At 38.4% G+C, this 15,829-nt stretch carries 14 protein-coding genes; 6 read left to right on the plus strand and 8 right to left on the minus strand.

Annotation, left to right across the window (positions count from 1 at the left end):
* Positions 1-409: hypothetical protein (locus tag VB713_RS24125; RefSeq protein WP_323314038.1), on the plus strand; the 409-nt coding region annotated here is incomplete at its 5' end.
* Between the two features lie 160 nt (positions 410-569).
* Positions 570-1,556, plus strand: coding sequence for a PRC-barrel domain-containing protein (locus tag VB713_RS24130; RefSeq protein WP_323314039.1), 987 nt, complete (start codon positions 570-572; stop codon positions 1,554-1,556).
* A gap of 337 nt (positions 1,557-1,893) precedes the next feature.
* Here the strand turns inward: VB713_RS24130 and VB713_RS24135 are convergent, their stop codons facing one another.
* The 4 genes from VB713_RS24135 to VB713_RS24150 form a co-directional block, all read right to left on the minus strand.
* Positions 1,894-2,658, minus strand: coding sequence for a hypothetical protein (locus VB713_RS24135; protein ID WP_323314040.1), 765 nt, complete (start codon positions 2,656-2,658; stop codon positions 1,894-1,896).
* Positions 2,659-2,719: 61 nt separating this feature from the next.
* The gene (locus tag VB713_RS24140) at positions 2,720-3,289 is read right to left on the minus strand and encodes a hypothetical protein (protein ID WP_323314041.1); all 570 of its coding nucleotides are present in this window, start codon (positions 3,287-3,289) and stop codon (positions 2,720-2,722) included.
* A 44-nt stretch (positions 3,290-3,333) separates the two neighbouring features.
* Positions 3,334-4,923, minus strand: a complete 1,590-nt coding sequence (locus VB713_RS24145; RefSeq protein WP_323314042.1) for a tetratricopeptide repeat protein — start codon at positions 4,921-4,923, stop codon at positions 3,334-3,336.
* Between the two features lie 132 nt (positions 4,924-5,055).
* Positions 5,056-5,811, minus strand: a complete 756-nt coding sequence (locus VB713_RS24150; protein ID WP_323314043.1) for an MBL fold metallo-hydrolase — start codon at positions 5,809-5,811, stop codon at positions 5,056-5,058.
* Between the two features lie 770 nt (positions 5,812-6,581).
* Here VB713_RS24150 and VB713_RS24155 point away from each other — a divergent pair.
* Entirely contained in the window at positions 6,582-8,063 is a 1,482-nt protein-coding gene (locus VB713_RS24155) for a SulP family inorganic anion transporter (RefSeq protein WP_323314044.1), read from the plus strand.
* A gap of 22 nt (positions 8,064-8,085) precedes the next feature.
* Positions 8,086-8,949, plus strand: coding sequence for a universal stress protein (locus tag VB713_RS24160; protein ID WP_323314045.1), 864 nt, complete (start codon positions 8,086-8,088; stop codon positions 8,947-8,949).
* A 51-nt stretch (positions 8,950-9,000) separates the two neighbouring features.
* Here the strand turns inward: VB713_RS24160 and VB713_RS24165 are convergent, their stop codons facing one another.
* Both VB713_RS24165 and VB713_RS24170 read right to left on the minus strand, forming a co-directional pair.
* Positions 9,001-9,768, minus strand: a complete 768-nt coding sequence (locus tag VB713_RS24165) for a circadian clock KaiB family protein (protein WP_323314046.1) — start codon at positions 9,766-9,768, stop codon at positions 9,001-9,003.
* Positions 9,769-9,940: 172 nt separating this feature from the next.
* Positions 9,941-11,194 (minus strand): type IV pilus twitching motility protein PilT, encoded by a 1,254-nt coding sequence (locus VB713_RS24170; protein ID WP_323314047.1) that lies wholly within the window; start codon positions 11,192-11,194, stop codon positions 9,941-9,943.
* Between the two features lie 922 nt (positions 11,195-12,116).
* Here VB713_RS24170 and VB713_RS24175 point away from each other — a divergent pair.
* Both VB713_RS24175 and wecB read left to right on the plus strand, forming a co-directional pair.
* Entirely contained in the window at positions 12,117-12,488 is a 372-nt protein-coding gene (locus VB713_RS24175; RefSeq protein WP_323314048.1) for a hypothetical protein, read from the plus strand.
* Between the two features lie 163 nt (positions 12,489-12,651).
* A complete protein-coding gene (gene wecB, locus VB713_RS24180) occupies positions 12,652-13,755 on the plus strand; it encodes a non-hydrolyzing UDP-N-acetylglucosamine 2-epimerase (RefSeq protein WP_323314049.1) in 1,104 nt (367 codons plus the stop codon).
* A 94-nt stretch (positions 13,756-13,849) separates the two neighbouring features.
* Here the strand turns inward: wecB and VB713_RS24185 are convergent, their stop codons facing one another.
* Together VB713_RS24185 and VB713_RS24190 are read right to left on the minus strand one after the other, a co-directional pair.
* On the minus strand, positions 13,850-14,422 hold the full coding sequence (locus VB713_RS24185) for a peptidoglycan-binding domain-containing protein (RefSeq protein ID WP_323314050.1): 573 nt from the start codon (positions 14,420-14,422) through the stop codon (positions 13,850-13,852).
* A gap of 219 nt (positions 14,423-14,641) precedes the next feature.
* Positions 14,642-15,496 carry a M23 family metallopeptidase gene (locus VB713_RS24190; protein ID WP_323314051.1) on the minus strand — a complete coding sequence of 285 codons (855 nt, stop codon included), beginning with the start codon at positions 15,494-15,496 and terminating at the stop codon, positions 14,642-14,644.
* Positions 15,497-15,829: the final 333 nt, after the last annotated feature.

Here is a 15,829-nt window from a genome sequence, read left to right on the forward strand (position 1 = left end):
TGCCTTCTGCCTCCTGCCTTGTCTCAACGATAAATATTTATGCCCACCTACTTATCCCATTTTTTCTCAATTATTCGCATATTCAGCAAAATCCAATTTTACCCGATTAATGGCATCTGGGGCTATCACAACATCAGCATCCACAAAAAAAGACATCGACATCCCCTTCCCCCTTAAGCCTCACCTAAGCCCATTCTACGCCTTTGACGAAGTAAATCTGTTTTTAGATAGGGCAAGCGTCGAACGATTAGCTAGAATGATTAAACAACAGACACAACAAACACAGTTTATTGTGGTGAGTTTGCGTCGTCCGATGATAAAATCAGTCGAACTCACAATTGGCGTAACTCAAGCACGGGGAGCGTACACTCAAGTTTTGGGTATGAAGTTACAACAATCTTCCAGTTAGAAAATAGGGAACAGGGGAAAGATAAAGATTTTACCCATTACCAATTACCCATAATCAGCCTAAAATAGATAATTAACAACTTGAGTTAATATAAAAGCTTGAGTTTCTGTTAAAAATAGTGTATACATAAACCGGATTCGAGATCAGGACTCGGTATAGAATGACCTCTGAACAAGTAATTAGGCGTTCCGACATATTAAACACCCAGGTGATTACCCGCGACAACGGTAAGCGGTTAGGCATCATCAGTCAAGTCTGGGTTGATATTGATCAGCGAGAGGTTGTGGCTCTTGGTTTACGAGACAGCCTGATCTCTATTTCTGGTCTGCCACGATATATGTATCTCAATAGCATCAACCAAATTGGTGATGTCATCTTAGTTGATAACGAAGATGTGATTGAAGATATTGAAGTAGAAGCCCTCAGCAACTTGATGAACTGGGAAGTCATCACCGAAACTGGGGAAGTATTGGGTAAGGTGAGGGGATTTAAATTCAATGGAGAAACAGGCAAAATTTACTCCATAGTCATCGCTTCCTTGGGAGTACCCCAAATACCTGACCAGTTTTTAAGTACCTATGAAATCTCTATAGATGAAATAGTCAGCACTGGACCCAGTCGCTTGATTGTTTTTGAAGGTGCTGAAGAACGAGTTAACCAGTTGACAGTTGGTGTCCTAGAACGACTGGGCATTGGTAAAGCACCTTGGGAAAGGGACGCAGAAGAAGAATATGGTTATTCTGCTCCCCGCACAGTTTCTCCAGCTAATCAACTACCTAGCGGAGTGCCATTACAGCCACCCAGACCAAAAGTTCGTACTCCTGAACCTATAGCGCGGGAGGAAGAATGGAGTGAGGATTATATTGAAGAAGAACGTCCTCAACGTCGTGTTATGCAAGCGCGTTCTTACGAATCCATTCAATATGAAGAAGACGAAGAAGATAACTGGAGTGAGGCATCAGGTACAGATAGGTATCAAACACCACCAAGATACGCACCCCAACCCCAAAACAAGGCATACGCGGACGATTACGACGATTATGACGATGTAGAAGGTGATGCTTGGGAAGATGCACCAAAACCAGTCAATATTCCCAAAAAGGTGAAAGAAAGACAGCCCGAATACGAAGAAGAAGGCGGTTATTAACCCTGCGATACCAGTTGTGACAACGGGTCTCATACCCGCGAGATCAGGGCTGTTTCATTCCCTAAAAGGCTTGCAAATGCAAGAGTCTAGAAGATGAAAAATAAGCTTGGCATTCAATCTTAGGCATCAAAATGGTCACCAATTTATGACTTTTGCTCTGATATTTATTGCCAATCATATTGACAAAATACATACCTTATCGAATGAAACAGCCCTGCCCGCGAGATGGAGCTAGTAAGAAAATGGTGGGTTAAGCTGTGCTTAACCCACCCTACAAATTCTGAGTAATTTATTTTTTGGTGTTCCCCTAGTACAAAATATTTTCAGCAAACCCTAATTAAGTACAACCAACGGCTGAAGCCAAACTAACAGTTTTTAAATCTCCAGCGAATACAGCTGTGTATTTAAAAGGTGATGAACCAGAACAAGCCATAGAACTTTTATTAGAACGACGGGGACTCCACCAGGAATCTGACTGAACATTTAAATTTGTGCCATTCAATGACAGTCCCTTAACAATTAAAGTATTACTTTTCCCATCACTTGTCTTTCTGGCAGATAAAAATGTAGCATAATTGACATTGCCATTTGCAGGGTCAATCCGCGCTATAATTGCTACTTTTGCAGCCCCACCACTACCATAGCTGGATAGCCAACGGCCAGTAGCAAAGCGCCGAAAATCATTGCCTGTCTGGGAGCCAGTAGAGGAAAAAACGCCATACAAAGTGTTTCCTCCATCCCAAATTAATCCATAGCCACTACCATCATCAGTAGTTGTTTCGTAGTCACTACGACACCATTTCTTCACACCATTATCAAAACGGATGATGCGTGGATCTTTGTTATTAGATGATACTTGCTGATAACCAATGTAGATTGTGTTTTTACCAACCGTTACTTTTGGTCCATTTTTAGCTTTGATTGTCGCTTCAGTGTCATTGCAAGTAAAGGTAACACTATTACCAACAGATGAAACTGGAGTTATGGCTAAAGCTGGAGCATTTATAGCTGTTATTCCTAAATTAGCAGCTAATACGGCTGATAAAGCTGAAAATTGTAAATACTTTGATACTTGGTAGCTAGAAATCATTACTTTATACATTAGACTACAACTTCATTGTCTATATTGCTATATATAGTTTGTATGAAGTTTAGCTTTTAAACTACTGTACAATTACTGACTTTACCATTTTTACCAAATCAGCCTGCTTACCTGCTTTTAACCCAATCCTATACTGCACATCCTTTTTTCGCCAAGTTAAAGTAGCGTCAGAGCAATTAGCACCACATTGAAAATCTACAAAATAGCCCGACATTCCTTTAGATAAAGATATAGTCTTACCAGTCAATTTGGGCGTTTTGCGAGTTAAAGTCTCACCAGTAATAATACTGAAACGACAAGCTGTTCCTCCATTACAATCTGGGGTAAAACCTAGTAGAATTTCGTATTTATTTTTTGTAGCAGTTTTGATAATCGCGTAAAGAGGATTTTCTTCATCTGATTCAGGAATATACGTAGGTAATAAAATGTTAATTTGACTTTGTTTCTTTAATTTAGGCAGAATCGACTTAAACACTGGGTGTGGTTGAGAAGTTTTGCTGTTAATCTGCTGCTGTGCTAACATTTGGGGTTGATTTGCTAAAGATGATAGAGCAAAATTAGGATGAATACTGCTACCAGCCAGCAAAAATAATGCAGATAACACACTAGTATTTTTTGTTGTGAGAATCATATGAAAAAATCAATTTTACTAAATAAAATACATTTTACTATTTCTTAGAAATTTAAAATATCTAATGATTTTTCTATTTCTAAATCTAAAATTCTAGCTTGCGTTTCTTTATGTTCTTCTAATTTTCCATCTTGCCAATATAAATCTGCTGCTTTCTGAAAATCCTCAATTGCACCTTGTTTATCTCTTATGATTAACCGAGCATTACCCCGATTATAATAAGCATCGGTATAATTAGATTTAATTTTAATTACTTTGCTAAAATCGTCTATTGCTGCTTCGTAGTTTCCTAAATCAGAATGAGCATTACCTCGATTATAATAGGCATCAGCATAATTAGGATTAATTTTAATTGCCTGATTATAATCTTCAATTGCTCCTTCATAATTTCCAAATTCTAAACGATTATTACCCCTGTTTTTATAAGCAACTGCGTCATTAGGAGCAATCTTAATTTCTGGGATTAATTTCTGTTTATCATCTAGGAGATAACGAGTAATTTCTCTATTTTTTTGAGTAATAGCATCATGAGGATTAATTTTAATTGCCTGATTGTAATCTTCAATTGCTCCTTGATGATCTCCAATGCGAGAACGAGCTTCAGCACGATTTCTGTAATTAACGGCAACATCAGGATTAATTCTAATTGCTTGATTATAATCTTCAATTGCAGTCTGATAATTACCTAATTGATAATGTGCCAAACCTTTTTTTTTATAAGCTTGACCATAATTAATATCAATATTAATTGCCTTAGTGTAATCTATAATTGCTTTTTTATAATCACCTAATTGATGATAAATTGAACCTAATTTATAATAAATAGCAGCATCCTGATGTTGATGTTGTAATGCTTGATTGTAGTTATTAATTGCTGCTGCATAATCACCTTTTTGGAAATATTCATCACCTAATTTTTCATAAATAAGAGTTGAGTTTGGTTCTGGATATTTATCTAAATATGAATAAACATGAGATTTAATTAATTCATTTTTAGATGTACTAGTTTGATTAATAGGTGATTTATTAGTAGAATTTTGTGACTGTTCTAAATAAGATAATAAACCACCACCATATAACAACTGATTGATCCCAAAAGAGATTTTACCAGTTTTCAACTTAATCATTTTAGTAGGGAGAAAGCCAGCTAAGAAAAGATGATATTCTGATTGAGCTTCATTGACTTCTTCTTGAATCAAAATACAAACAATAACCGTGTTTTTCTCAACTTCTTCATAACTAACTGTCCATCTAACTTTATCAATACTCCCATGACGAGATTTGACTTCTACGCCAATATCGGGATAAGTCGTGAGAGTAAAATCACTTTTACCATCACCACCAAAGCGTTTTTCATAATCAACTTCAGTAATAAAATCAGCTAAACGTTCTTTGACGACTTCTTCACCTAATTTACCTTTGAGATTATTAATAAAAACATCACGAACTGGGGAAGTGCGCTTATATTTTTCCGCCATTAGCCAGCAAAATTCCCGCAATGCTTTTAATCGCTCACCAGAGATGATAGTTAGTTCACTATGTTTACCTTCAGCTTCACAGTGAAGTAGACAACCAGATTTTAATCTTTGCAGAAAGTCAGATTGTAGCGATCGCAGTAAAGTAATCCAATCCATCCATTTATTATAGTTCTGCGGTCTTTGATTTGATTTATTTTATACAAAAATCTGGCTTGAGTAAATATAATATCGAAAATTACCCCTTGATGCCAGTATATCAGTAGATAGCAAAGGGGTAATCGGCACAAATTAGTTAAAAACGACCTTTTCACCAGGTTTAGGTGAGACTACTCGTGTATTTAAATTTTCTTTCTCTAACAATGTCTGAAATTCTGCAACACTTCCCTCAGTTTGGATAAATTTATCTAACAATCCCTCAAATAACACATCTCCTCCAGCGGCTGTCGGTAGCATCATTTGAGGTTTTAACCATTTGGCAACTTCTAAAGCGCTATTCATCCCTTTAATAATTGATCCCAGCACAGGTAATCCTAAATCAATTATTGGTGTAATAACTACATCAATTGGTGTTAGTTCTTGAAGTTGAGGTGAATGATATCCATGAGGTTCATAATAGAGAGATAAACCACTCGCTAACTCTTTAATAAAATAACCATTTTCCACCAGAGTTGGTCCAATAGGAGAACCAGGAATAGCTTTAATTTCTAATTGATTATTCAGGACGAAGGTTTCACCATGATTGAGGGTGGTTACTTGGGTATAACCCAATTTTTCTACTACTTTAGCTGCATTAGGAGAAGCAACAACCTGAATATTTTTGTCAATCTGTTTGAGAGTTTGTGGATGAGCATGATCTTCCAAACCCTGAGATAGCAAAATCAAATCTATATTTTCTGGTATTGGCCGGTCTTGAAGTCGATAACCTTTAAATAACCAATCCAAATTGTTGAAAGTTAAAGAACCAATTAACCAAGGGTCAAGTAGTATCCGGTTTCCGCCAATTTCTATCAACCAACTATTGCTGTCTAACCAAGTGAAATACATAGCTATATGTGTAGTAAGAGTAACGACTGTTGTTATTATCAAGCATGAGAAAAAGCTCAATAATGGAAAGTGTGTTTATCTGTGAGAAAAATTATCTTCTCTGCATCGGATTTCCTATTTTTCTTGCCAATAAGAAGATTAATGTGTATTGTTATTACTATCTGGGGTATTGATGTTTAGCTAAAGCTGAATATTTTTATACCTATGGTAATTAGTAAAGTTCAGGTAAGATGTTAATGCAAGAGATGTTTGTGATAAATACTACACAAAGAAACTATCCACCCTAATGATTATTATAAATTAAATCAGGATGGTATTTAAAGCTTCAAGTTTCTGGTGTGGTTTTCGGTAAATACATTAGGACATTAGGTTAAATCCGGGTTCAAAAAATTTGCAAACCAAATATTTATTTGTTGAGTAACACTGCACTTAGTATAGCCTAACTTAATTAAATTAACTACTGCTACTGAAAAAAATAAGCTAATTTAAGTTATTATGGCTATTTTTAAATAGAGTCTATGTCAGCATTAGGAATATCTCAACATAGGGGAAAATCTTCATATTGAGAACGACTGTGATGTGAAATTATGTTGAATTTTTAATAATATCAAACTCATTTTATAAATTGATAATTTTCATGTATGGTTATTGAGTTAAACCTATTATCAAGCTGAGTTTGCCTGTAAAAATTTCAAAAGAAAAAACGGGAATAGGAAATTTATTTTTATATAATTTCTTAGTTCCTAAATTGAACCAAAGCGGAGGATGATTTGAATACAATAGTTTTGCAGCGAGAGTGGTTATCAAATGTCAAAACAGACATATTAGCAGGAACTCTAGTCGCCTTAGCACTCATTCCCGAAGCGATCGCATTCTCTATTATCGCAGGTGTAGATCCAAAAGTTGGCCTATATGCCTCATTTATTATCGCTGTCGTCACAGCTTTCGTTGGTGGAAGACCAGGTTTAATCTCAGCCGCTACAGGTGCAATGGCACTACTGATGATTACTTTGGTAAAAAACCACGGACTAGAATATCTATTTGCAGCCACAATTTTAACGGGCATCTTCCAGATCATTTTTGCCCGACTGAAATTAGGTAATAAGCTCAAATACGTCCCCCGTGCAGTCATGACTGGCTTTGTCAATGCCCTAGCCATTCTCATCTTCATGGCGCAGTTACCACAACTCATCAACGTTCCTTGGCAAGTATATCCAATGCTGGCTGGTGGTCTGGCCATCATTTACATATTACCGCGATTTACCAAAGCCGTACCTTCGCCCTTAGTTGCCATTATTGTGCTGACAGCCATTTCTATCATCGGTAAAATTGATGTCCCAACTGTAGGTGATATGGGTGAATTACCCACAACTTTACCCTTTTTCAAACTTCCCCAAATACCATTCAACTTAGAAACACTCCAGATTATCTTTCCCTATGCCATCACTTTATCAATTGTGGGTTTGCTAGAGTCATTATTAACAGCATCATTAGTTGACGAACTGACAGATACTACTAGTGATAAAAACAGAGAAGCGCAAGGACAGGGAATTGCTAATATCATTACTGGATTCTTTGGAGGAATGGCTGGTTGTGCCATGATTGGGCAATCAGTAATTAACATCAAATCTGGTGGACGTACCCGTCTTTCTACCTTAGTTGCAGGTGTCTTCTTACTGTTTTTTATTCTGGCATTAGGAACTTGGGTAAAGCAAATTCCTATGGCTTCCCTAGTAGCAGTGATGATTATGGTTTCTATCGGTACTTTTAGTTGGACTTCATTGAAAACTTTACATTTAGTCCCTAGAAGTGAAACCGCCGTGATGGTAACAACAGTTGTCGTTACTGTACTGACCCACAACTTGGCAATGGGAGTTATTGTGGGCATAGTGATGAGTACAGTCTTCTTTTCCCGTAAAATTGCCAAAGTCGTATTTGTTGACAAAGTTCCCAATTCCGACCAAAATCACCGCATATATAATGTTTCAGGACCATTATTCTTTTTATCAATAGAAGAATTTATCGCTGCGTTTGATTTTCAGGAAGATTTGGATGCAGTGAAAATTGATTTAACTCATGCCCATATTTGGGATCAAGCCGCAGTTACAGCCATTGATAAGGTCGTGATTAAGTTTCGTCGCAATGGTGTAGAAGTAGACCTATTAGGACTCAATGAAGCCAGTGCTACATTACTAAAAAAATTAGCTCTTCACGACAAATCAACTGGTTTGGACAACTTAGCTGGACACTAAATTAGCAAACAGGGCATCAATAATGAAAAGAATTCTTCTCTGCACAGATGGTTCATCCTTCTCTCAAAGTAGCTACCAATATGCTGCTTGGTTAGCACCACGTTTACAAGCCTCTATTGAAGTTCTTTATGTCAGTGATATTCGCGCTCAAAAAGCTGTTTCCACTGGAGATTTTAGTGCCACTTTAGGTATCGACGCTTCCCGTGAACTTCTCAACAAGTTAGTAGATTTAGAACACGAAAAAGCTAAAATCAACCACCACAAAGCGCAACTGACACTGCAAGCCGCAGAACAGTTTTTCACAAAACAAGGAATCAGCGATGTGAAACTTACTCACCATACTGGTTTTTTGGTCGATAGTTTCCATGAATTTGAGGCACAAGCTGATGTAGTGATATTAGGTAAACGTGGTGAAAATGCCGAGTTTGCTTCAGGACATTTAGGTGCAAATGTAGAACGGATATTGCGTTCTAGTAGTAAACCCAGCTTTGTGACATCACGGAATTATCAACCGATTAACCGTATTCTTGTAGCTGATGATGGTGGTAAGAGTTGCCAAAAGGCATTAGAGTTTTTAATTTCCTCACCCGTTTTTAAAGGGTTAGAATTACATCTGCTGACTGTGGCGAAAAAACCAGGGGATGAAACAGCACAAGCATATTTGAAAACGGCAGAACACCAAGCTAAAGCAGGTGGTTTTACCCCCATCTGTCAACTTATCCAAGGTAATCCAGAACAGGAAATAGCCCGCTATGTGGAATCCCAAAATATTAATTTACTAATTATGGGAGCATATGGACATAGCCGGATTCGTCATTTAGTTATTGGTAGCACGACAGCACAGATACTGCGAGGTAGTCATATTCCTGTGTTGCTATTCCGGTAAATTTTGTTGGTTAGGGAATTCCCAAAAATAATTTATCCAAACAAACCATGCTCATATTTCCTTTGCGCCTAACATTTGTAAGAGTTTATCGACATTATCTAACTCGCCGACAATGCGCCGAATGGGATGAGGCCAAACTTTAACTAGGGTAGGAGTGGCGGAAACTTGATCGATTTCTGCTTGTTCTGGATGGGTGAGAACATCAATTACCTTGAGGGTGTAAGGATAACCAAGCGATCGCTCTAATAATTGGTGTAAATTCCCTAAACTACGTTCTGTGGCGACGCTATGACCAGCTACAAACAAACGCAAAACATAGCCTTGAGTGTTGAGTTTTTCCTGTTTGGGGTTAAAAATATTTTGCTGGTATCGTGGTTCCATATCCGCACGATCTAGGCGCACAATCAAGTCATGGTCTTCCCATAGTTGGGGAAATGCAGAGCGATAAGTTGTTAACACCATGCGATCGCACAATCCTTCCTGCCAAGGGGCTGTTTGCCAGACTATATCCCCCGTACCAAAAATAGCCCTCAGCACAGATTGATGACGCATAACCGCCGGATACGCTTCCGCAAAAGTCTGGACTTGTTGGGTGCGTGGATTTAACCAATGATCAATAGTTGCTGTATAACAAGGAACCAAAAAATGTGGCGGCTCTGATAAATCAAGAATTTCTTGCAAAGCCGCACACAAATGCAAATGCCATCGACCCTGCTTGCCAGGATCAATACAATAAATTAAATCTCCCCCAGGTGTAAACAGTGCAATACCTTTAAACAACTGGGGTGTAGATAGTTTATCTTTAGTCAACTTAGTCACAGGTGTTTGATAACTGGGGACTAGGGAGGATGAGAACAAGAAAGTAATAAGTGATTAGCAGAAACCCGAACCAACCACTCAATACTCGGTACTCAATACTCAGCACTCAATACTCAGCACTCAGCACTCAATACTCGGTACTCGGTACTCGGTACTCAGCAATCAGTACTCCTTATACACGTCCTCGGAGGAATTGCATCATTTCATTTGGAGTTGGTGACATTTCTATGGCAGTTTCTTCAGTAATACGACCTTCTTGGTAGAGATTGAATAAAGCCTGATTCATGGTAATCATGCCATCAAAACTAGCTTGCTTCATCAATTCACCAATTTCATCATACTTAGCATCTTTAATCCACTCTTTTACAGCCTCAGTGTTAATCAGAATATCGTGGAAAGCAGCCCGCTTGCCATCAGTCGTGCGGCACAAACCTTGAGCAATAATTGCCACTAAAGACTCCGAAACCGCCACCCGCATTGCATCCTGCTCTTCACCAGCATACAAATTGAGAATCCGTTCAATGGTTTTCACCGCACTATTGGTGTGCAAGGTTCCCATTACCAAGTGACCAGTTTGAGCCGCTTTCAAGGCAGTATTAACAGTTTCTTTATCCCGCATTTCCCCCACTAGAATCAAATCTGGATCTTCTCGCAAAGCCGCTTTCAAGGCGTTGTCAAATTTGCGGGTGTGCATTCCCACTTCCCGCTGCTTAACTAAAGACTTACGACTTTGATGAACAAATTCAATTGGATCTTCAATGGTGATAATGTGCTTGGGCATCTCTCTGTTGATGTAGTCAACCATTGCCGCCATTGTCGTAGATTTACCAGAACCAGTAGGCCCAGTCACCAAAATCAAACCTTTGTGATAGTGGCAAATATCCCGAAAAACTGGCGGTAATCTCAACTGATCCATAGATAATATTTTCAGCGGAATTAACCGCAGCACCATTGCATATCCTCGCAGAGAGTCAAAAATATTAATCCGTACCCTGGCAAATTCGTACTGTGTTGCACCGTCAAATTCCAGATTGTCTTGAAAGTTTTGGATTTCTGCATCACTCATGATCTCCCGTAACCAATTGATAAAAGTAGGTTTATCAACTTCTGGATAATTCGTTGTTTGAATTTCTCCTTTGTTACGGAAACGGGGTATTTCACCTACACCTACGTGAACGTCAGAAAATCCCTGATCAAAAGCTTCCTGAATCAACTGCGTCAAGCTTAATCCCGCAGACTGTTTAGGAGTAGCAGGTGGAGCAGGTGGCATTGATGGTGGTGCTAGTGGACGTTGAGCCGTTGCAGGTGGTGGTGGTGGACTAACAGGGGAATTACTCTTCCTCTGTGTTGACATCTGCATTGTTTGTGTAGGCTCGTGATTTGGTGGTGGTGGTGGTGGTTGATTGCGGGATTGGGATTCCATCATATAAATCTTTTGGGGCTTTTGGGGCGGAGAATGTTTTCGAGTTTTATACAAAAAAATTTCAATTTTCTATCTGTTAATTAAGTCATTTCCACAAAAGTAATAAATACTTACATCTGTTTAAACACTTGAGGCAGATAGGCAGATGATAGGAAATTAGGCACAACAATAAGTTTTAGGCTATCCACCTTCATCTGTGTTTTTTTGCTGCTAGTTTCAGGCGTTATCGGTTATATACAAATTCTTTTACCAATATAACCTGGTTTTACACCAGTTAATCTTCAGTACTATCGCGCAAATACTTGATCAATGCATTGTGTCTAATAAAACTCAAATTGCGAATTACAGATATTTCACGGCGTTATATGAGAAATTTCTGCCCTTTTCAATACCTTGTCCATTTTCTGTAGGTTGGGTTAAACGACAGCGCAATCCAACGCATTTGTTGGGTTATGGCTTACGCCACGCTTCGCGAACGTTCACGTTCCACAACCCAATCTATAAATCAAGGCTTTTGCCAATTTGGACAAGGTATAGCTTTTTGCACCCAATTGAGTAACAAAATCAGCAGCAGATAATTTTTGCAGCCCTGTCTGAGAATTATGAGAATCAATCCTAATTTTTATAAGAAATGTTAAGCTTGATCGTCATCAGGATTTGGGGATCAATATTTTATTCTTGTATTCATGAGAGTCTATTCCTGAAGGCAGATGCTGGAACTGGTCTGACCACTAAAACGTAAATTAGACTTTCAATTCATAATTACAAAAGATTAACTGTAAACTTTAGTAAAGAAATGCTCATCTTCCCATCAGGTTTCTATATACTGGATTTCACTAGGATATATTCAGTTAGCTCGCAAGCAGCGGGAATTAACTGAAGCTAAACTTTAAACTTTATTGTGTAATTTTTGGGAGGAAAAATCATGGTTTTGGCTCAAAGCTCTGATCAAAGGAAGACCTACTCCTTGTTAATGATGAAAAGCTTTTTGATATGGACTTTCACATTAGCAGTATGTTTGCTCGTTGTGGGTTTTCCATTAGTTGTTGTAATGGCTACAGTTGGATGCCTGTTATCAATTGTGTTGCAATCTGTAATGCCAGTTAGTGCAGTTTTGCTGGTTGCAGGTGGTTTGATCATGTTTAATGTTATGGCAGTATTGATAATGGCTGGTGTGCTGACTGCTAAAGGTATTCATCCCAATGAAGTCAAATGGTTAAGTTGGCTGCATGGAGAGGAAGACAAGGCGCAGACTACTGTTTTTGCAGCTTGTCCTTTAACTTGTGAACTTAAATAGTTAACATTGTTATACTCGACAAACAGTGCATCTGCCCGGTTAAGCCGGGTTTTTTCATGTTTGTCAAACAATTTATTTTTAGATTTTAGATTTTAGAAAGTTGACCATTGCTAAACGGTTACAGTCAGTTGTCTAATAGCTAATAACTAATAACTATTGACTAATGACTAAAAAAGTTGGCATTATTTTAGGTACTCGTCCCGAAGCGATTAAACTAGCACCAGTAATTCAGGTTTTCCAAGGTTGTCCAGATTTGGAAGTACAGGTAATTCTGACTGGACAGCATAGGGAAATGGTTGCACAGGTGATGCAGTTGTTCAACTTAAAGGCAGATCATAATTTAGAAATTATGCAGCCTAAACAATCTCTGAATGATATTACGTGTAAAAGTTTACAAGGTTTAGAAGCGTTATTTAGAGAACAAAAGCTAGATTTAGTTATAGTCCAGGGTGACACGACAACAGCTTTTGCGGCAGCTTTGGCAGCTTTTTATCAAAAAATCCCTGTAGGTCATGTGGAAGCGGGATTAAGAACTGATGATTTATTTAATCCTTACCCAGAAGAAGCGAATAGAAGGTTGATTTCGCAAATCACGCAATTACATTTTGCTCCGACTTCTTTAGCGGTGGAAAATTTGCAAGCTTCTGGAGTGTTGGGGAAAATTCACCTGACGGGTAATACGGTAATTGATGCGTTGTTGAATGTGGCTGCAACTAAACCTGCTTGTGATATACCGGGTTTAAATTGGGATAAATATAGGACTATACTGGCAACAGTACATCGCCGGGAGAATTGGGGAGAACCACTGCAAGCGATCGCACAAAGCTTTTTACAGATTTTAGATCAATTTCCTGACACAGCCTTATTATTGCCTTTACACAAAAATCCTACAGTTAGAGAACCATTGCAGCAACTGTTAGGTAATCATCCCCGCATATTCTTGACAGAACCTTTAGATTATGGTGAATTAGTAGGGGCAATAGTGCGATCGCACCTATTATTAACAGACTCAGGTGGTTTACAAGAAGAAGCACCCAGTTTAGGTAAACCTGTACTCGTTCTCAGAGACACCACAGAAAGACCAGAAGCCGTTACCGCAGGTACTGCTAAATTAGTGGGAACCGAAACAAAGAGTATTGTTGCTGCTGCTACTGACTTACTCAGTAACCAAGAAGCTTATACAGCAATGGCTAACGCAATCAATCCTTTTGGTGATGGTCATGCTTCAGAACGCATTTTGGCAATAGTGAAAGATTATTTGGGGTAAAAATAAAAACTCAAAACCCCTCCTCGCACTTGTGGGGAGGGGTTATTCGGGAATAGATTAAGTAATCAACCGAACATGGTATCCCCAATCCCTACTAACTAATACCCAATGCGCTGCGAGTTGCCGGCCCAACCACACCATCTACACGTAGACCATTCCTTCTTTGAAAATTGCGGACTTGTTGAGCAGTATTTGGTCCATAGATACCATCTACTCTTATCCCTAAAGCTCTTTGAACTGATCTCACCGCTTCACCTCTAGAGCCACGTCTTAACAAAACACGACCACCAACACCAAGACCAGGACGATCAGAATATGTCCCCCGATTCATACTAATCCATCTTTCAGAAACATAATATCCTTGGTAGCGTCCTGAAGTGATTTGAGCAAAACCATTTCTAACATTTCCCGTATTACCAATGTTTGTCCCATTAGGTACACAAGCTACAGATGAATTACCAGAACTAGCACCTCTACGAATATATAAACAACTACCATTAGTTCTCGCATATTCTGCTGAAGCTTGTTGAACTTGGGATACAGCCGCAAGCAAAACAGTTATACCGGCTAAAGTTAACCAAGCAGAAGATTTCAGTAATTTTTGCCAATTAACTGGAAATTCGGGAATATTCAATTCAATATTTACAGGTTCCTCTTCATTCGCCATATACATATATGAATAAGCCATATATTCCATGATGCCCTGCTCCTTGATGTGAATGGTTGGCTATTACAGAGATTTAATTTGCGTTTGTCTAGATTCATTAAATCTAGATGTATTTTATACTCTTTAATCAGCAGAAAATTTGGCTGCATATTCCGCCCTTTCAACTGTCACATAGGGTATTTTTCACGAAATCATAACTTACTGAACTGGACAGTAGCTTCAATTACCCACGCGATCTGAAGTATTAAAATTATCAGAGCGAATCGGACTTCCATATCGCCATACTTCTACTTTTTCTGGGCTAACTAAGTACGAAAAAGTGCCATTATCTGCTCGATATCTATTTTCGCCAACATTCCAAGCTACTACCTTCACAGGTTTACTTGCATCTTGCTTTGATTGTCCAATGTAAAATAATTGACCCTTTTCTTCACAAACTTGAACACGAATTTTTTCTGTCTCACCTGCTATAACTGTAACACCACTGCATTTATTATCATTACTCACAGGTGTCAGAATTGGTTGTGAAGGCGAAACTGGTTTCTTTAATGGTATTTTTGCTGTAGTTGAAGATGGTAATAGGTGCAGAGGATCAACTGATAAACGATTGTCTGGATGAAATTCAAAGTGTAAATGAGGCGCTGTACTATTACCGGTAGATCCCATTTCTGCAATTATTTGGCCTTGATTAACTTGTTGACCCTTACTGACCAACAAACGACGATTATGACCATATACTGTCACACTATGATCAGGATGCTTAATTTCGATAAAATTGCCTAAACCCCAATCATCCCAACCAGCTTTAATAACCGTACCAGATGCAGCAGCGAAAATAGGAGTTCCAGTTGCTCCAGCAATATCAATTCCTTCATGTTGATATTTACGGAAACCTTGAGAAACAATCCCGTGAGTAGGCCAGATTAGAGTAGCCTCTACTGAAGAAGTTGGCTTAATAAGGGAAGCTTTGACTACTTGAGGAAACGCAGATGTAGTTGTACCCAAAATAGATGTGAAAGATATGATGCCAATCAAGGTATAACTACAGAACCGAGAAATAGTATTTTTTTTCATAAAAAACTCTGAAGTTCTTTATTTGCTGTTTCAGCATTACTCGGCTGACATCAGGAAAATTGCTACCATTAATGTGTAAGAATTCAGGAGTCAGGAGTCAGGAGTCAGGAGTCAGGAGAAAGAAGAATATTTTTCTCTTCTGTATCCTGTTCACTGCTATATCAAATATTCTGTATCCTGAATCCTTGCATTAATGTTTCAGTTTTGGCTGTCTGAATGTTTCCAGCTTACCTTGTACTCTTGTACTCTGCTTTTGAGATTCTTTCATCTATGAAACTATACTAAAAACGGGTTAAAAGTGTCATTCTGTAGCTTGCTTCCCGCAGGGTACGA

This window comes from Anabaena cylindrica UHCC 0172, assembly GCF_034931625.1.
Taxonomy (GTDB): Bacteria; Cyanobacteriota; Cyanobacteriia; order Cyanobacteriales; family Nostocaceae; genus Anabaena; species Anabaena cylindrica_A.

What these genes read in the sequence shown, in the direction of transcription:
- VB713_RS24130 (WP_323314039.1), top strand. Translation starts at nt 570, where the DNA reads ATGACCTCTGAACAAGTAATTAGGCGTTCCGACATATTAAACACCCAG.
- VB713_RS24135 (WP_323314040.1), bottom strand. Translation starts at nt 2,658, where the DNA reads ATGTATAAAGTAATGATTTCTAGCTACCAAGTATCAAAGTATTTACAA.
- VB713_RS24140 (WP_323314041.1), bottom strand. Translation starts at nt 3,289, where the DNA reads ATGATTCTCACAACAAAAAATACTAGTGTGTTATCTGCATTATTTTTG.
- VB713_RS24145 (WP_323314042.1), bottom strand. Translation starts at nt 4,923, where the DNA reads ATGGATTGGATTACTTTACTGCGATCGCTACAATCTGACTTTCTGCAA.
- VB713_RS24150 (WP_323314043.1), bottom strand. Translation starts at nt 5,811, where the DNA reads ATGTATTTCACTTGGTTAGACAGCAATAGTTGGTTGATAGAAATTGGC.
- VB713_RS24160 (WP_323314045.1), top strand. Translation starts at nt 8,086, where the DNA reads ATGAAAAGAATTCTTCTCTGCACAGATGGTTCATCCTTCTCTCAAAGT.
- VB713_RS24170 (WP_323314047.1), bottom strand. Translation starts at nt 11,194, where the DNA reads ATGATGGAATCCCAATCCCGCAATCAACCACCACCACCACCACCAAAT.
- VB713_RS24175 (WP_323314048.1), top strand. Translation starts at nt 12,117, where the DNA reads ATGGTTTTGGCTCAAAGCTCTGATCAAAGGAAGACCTACTCCTTGTTA.
- wecB (WP_323314049.1), top strand. Translation starts at nt 12,652, where the DNA reads ATGACTAAAAAAGTTGGCATTATTTTAGGTACTCGTCCCGAAGCGATT.
- VB713_RS24185 (WP_323314050.1), bottom strand. Translation starts at nt 14,422, where the DNA reads ATGGCGAATGAAGAGGAACCTGTAAATATTGAATTGAATATTCCCGAA.
- VB713_RS24190 (WP_323314051.1), bottom strand. Translation starts at nt 15,496, where the DNA reads ATGAAAAAAAATACTATTTCTCGGTTCTGTAGTTATACCTTGATTGGC.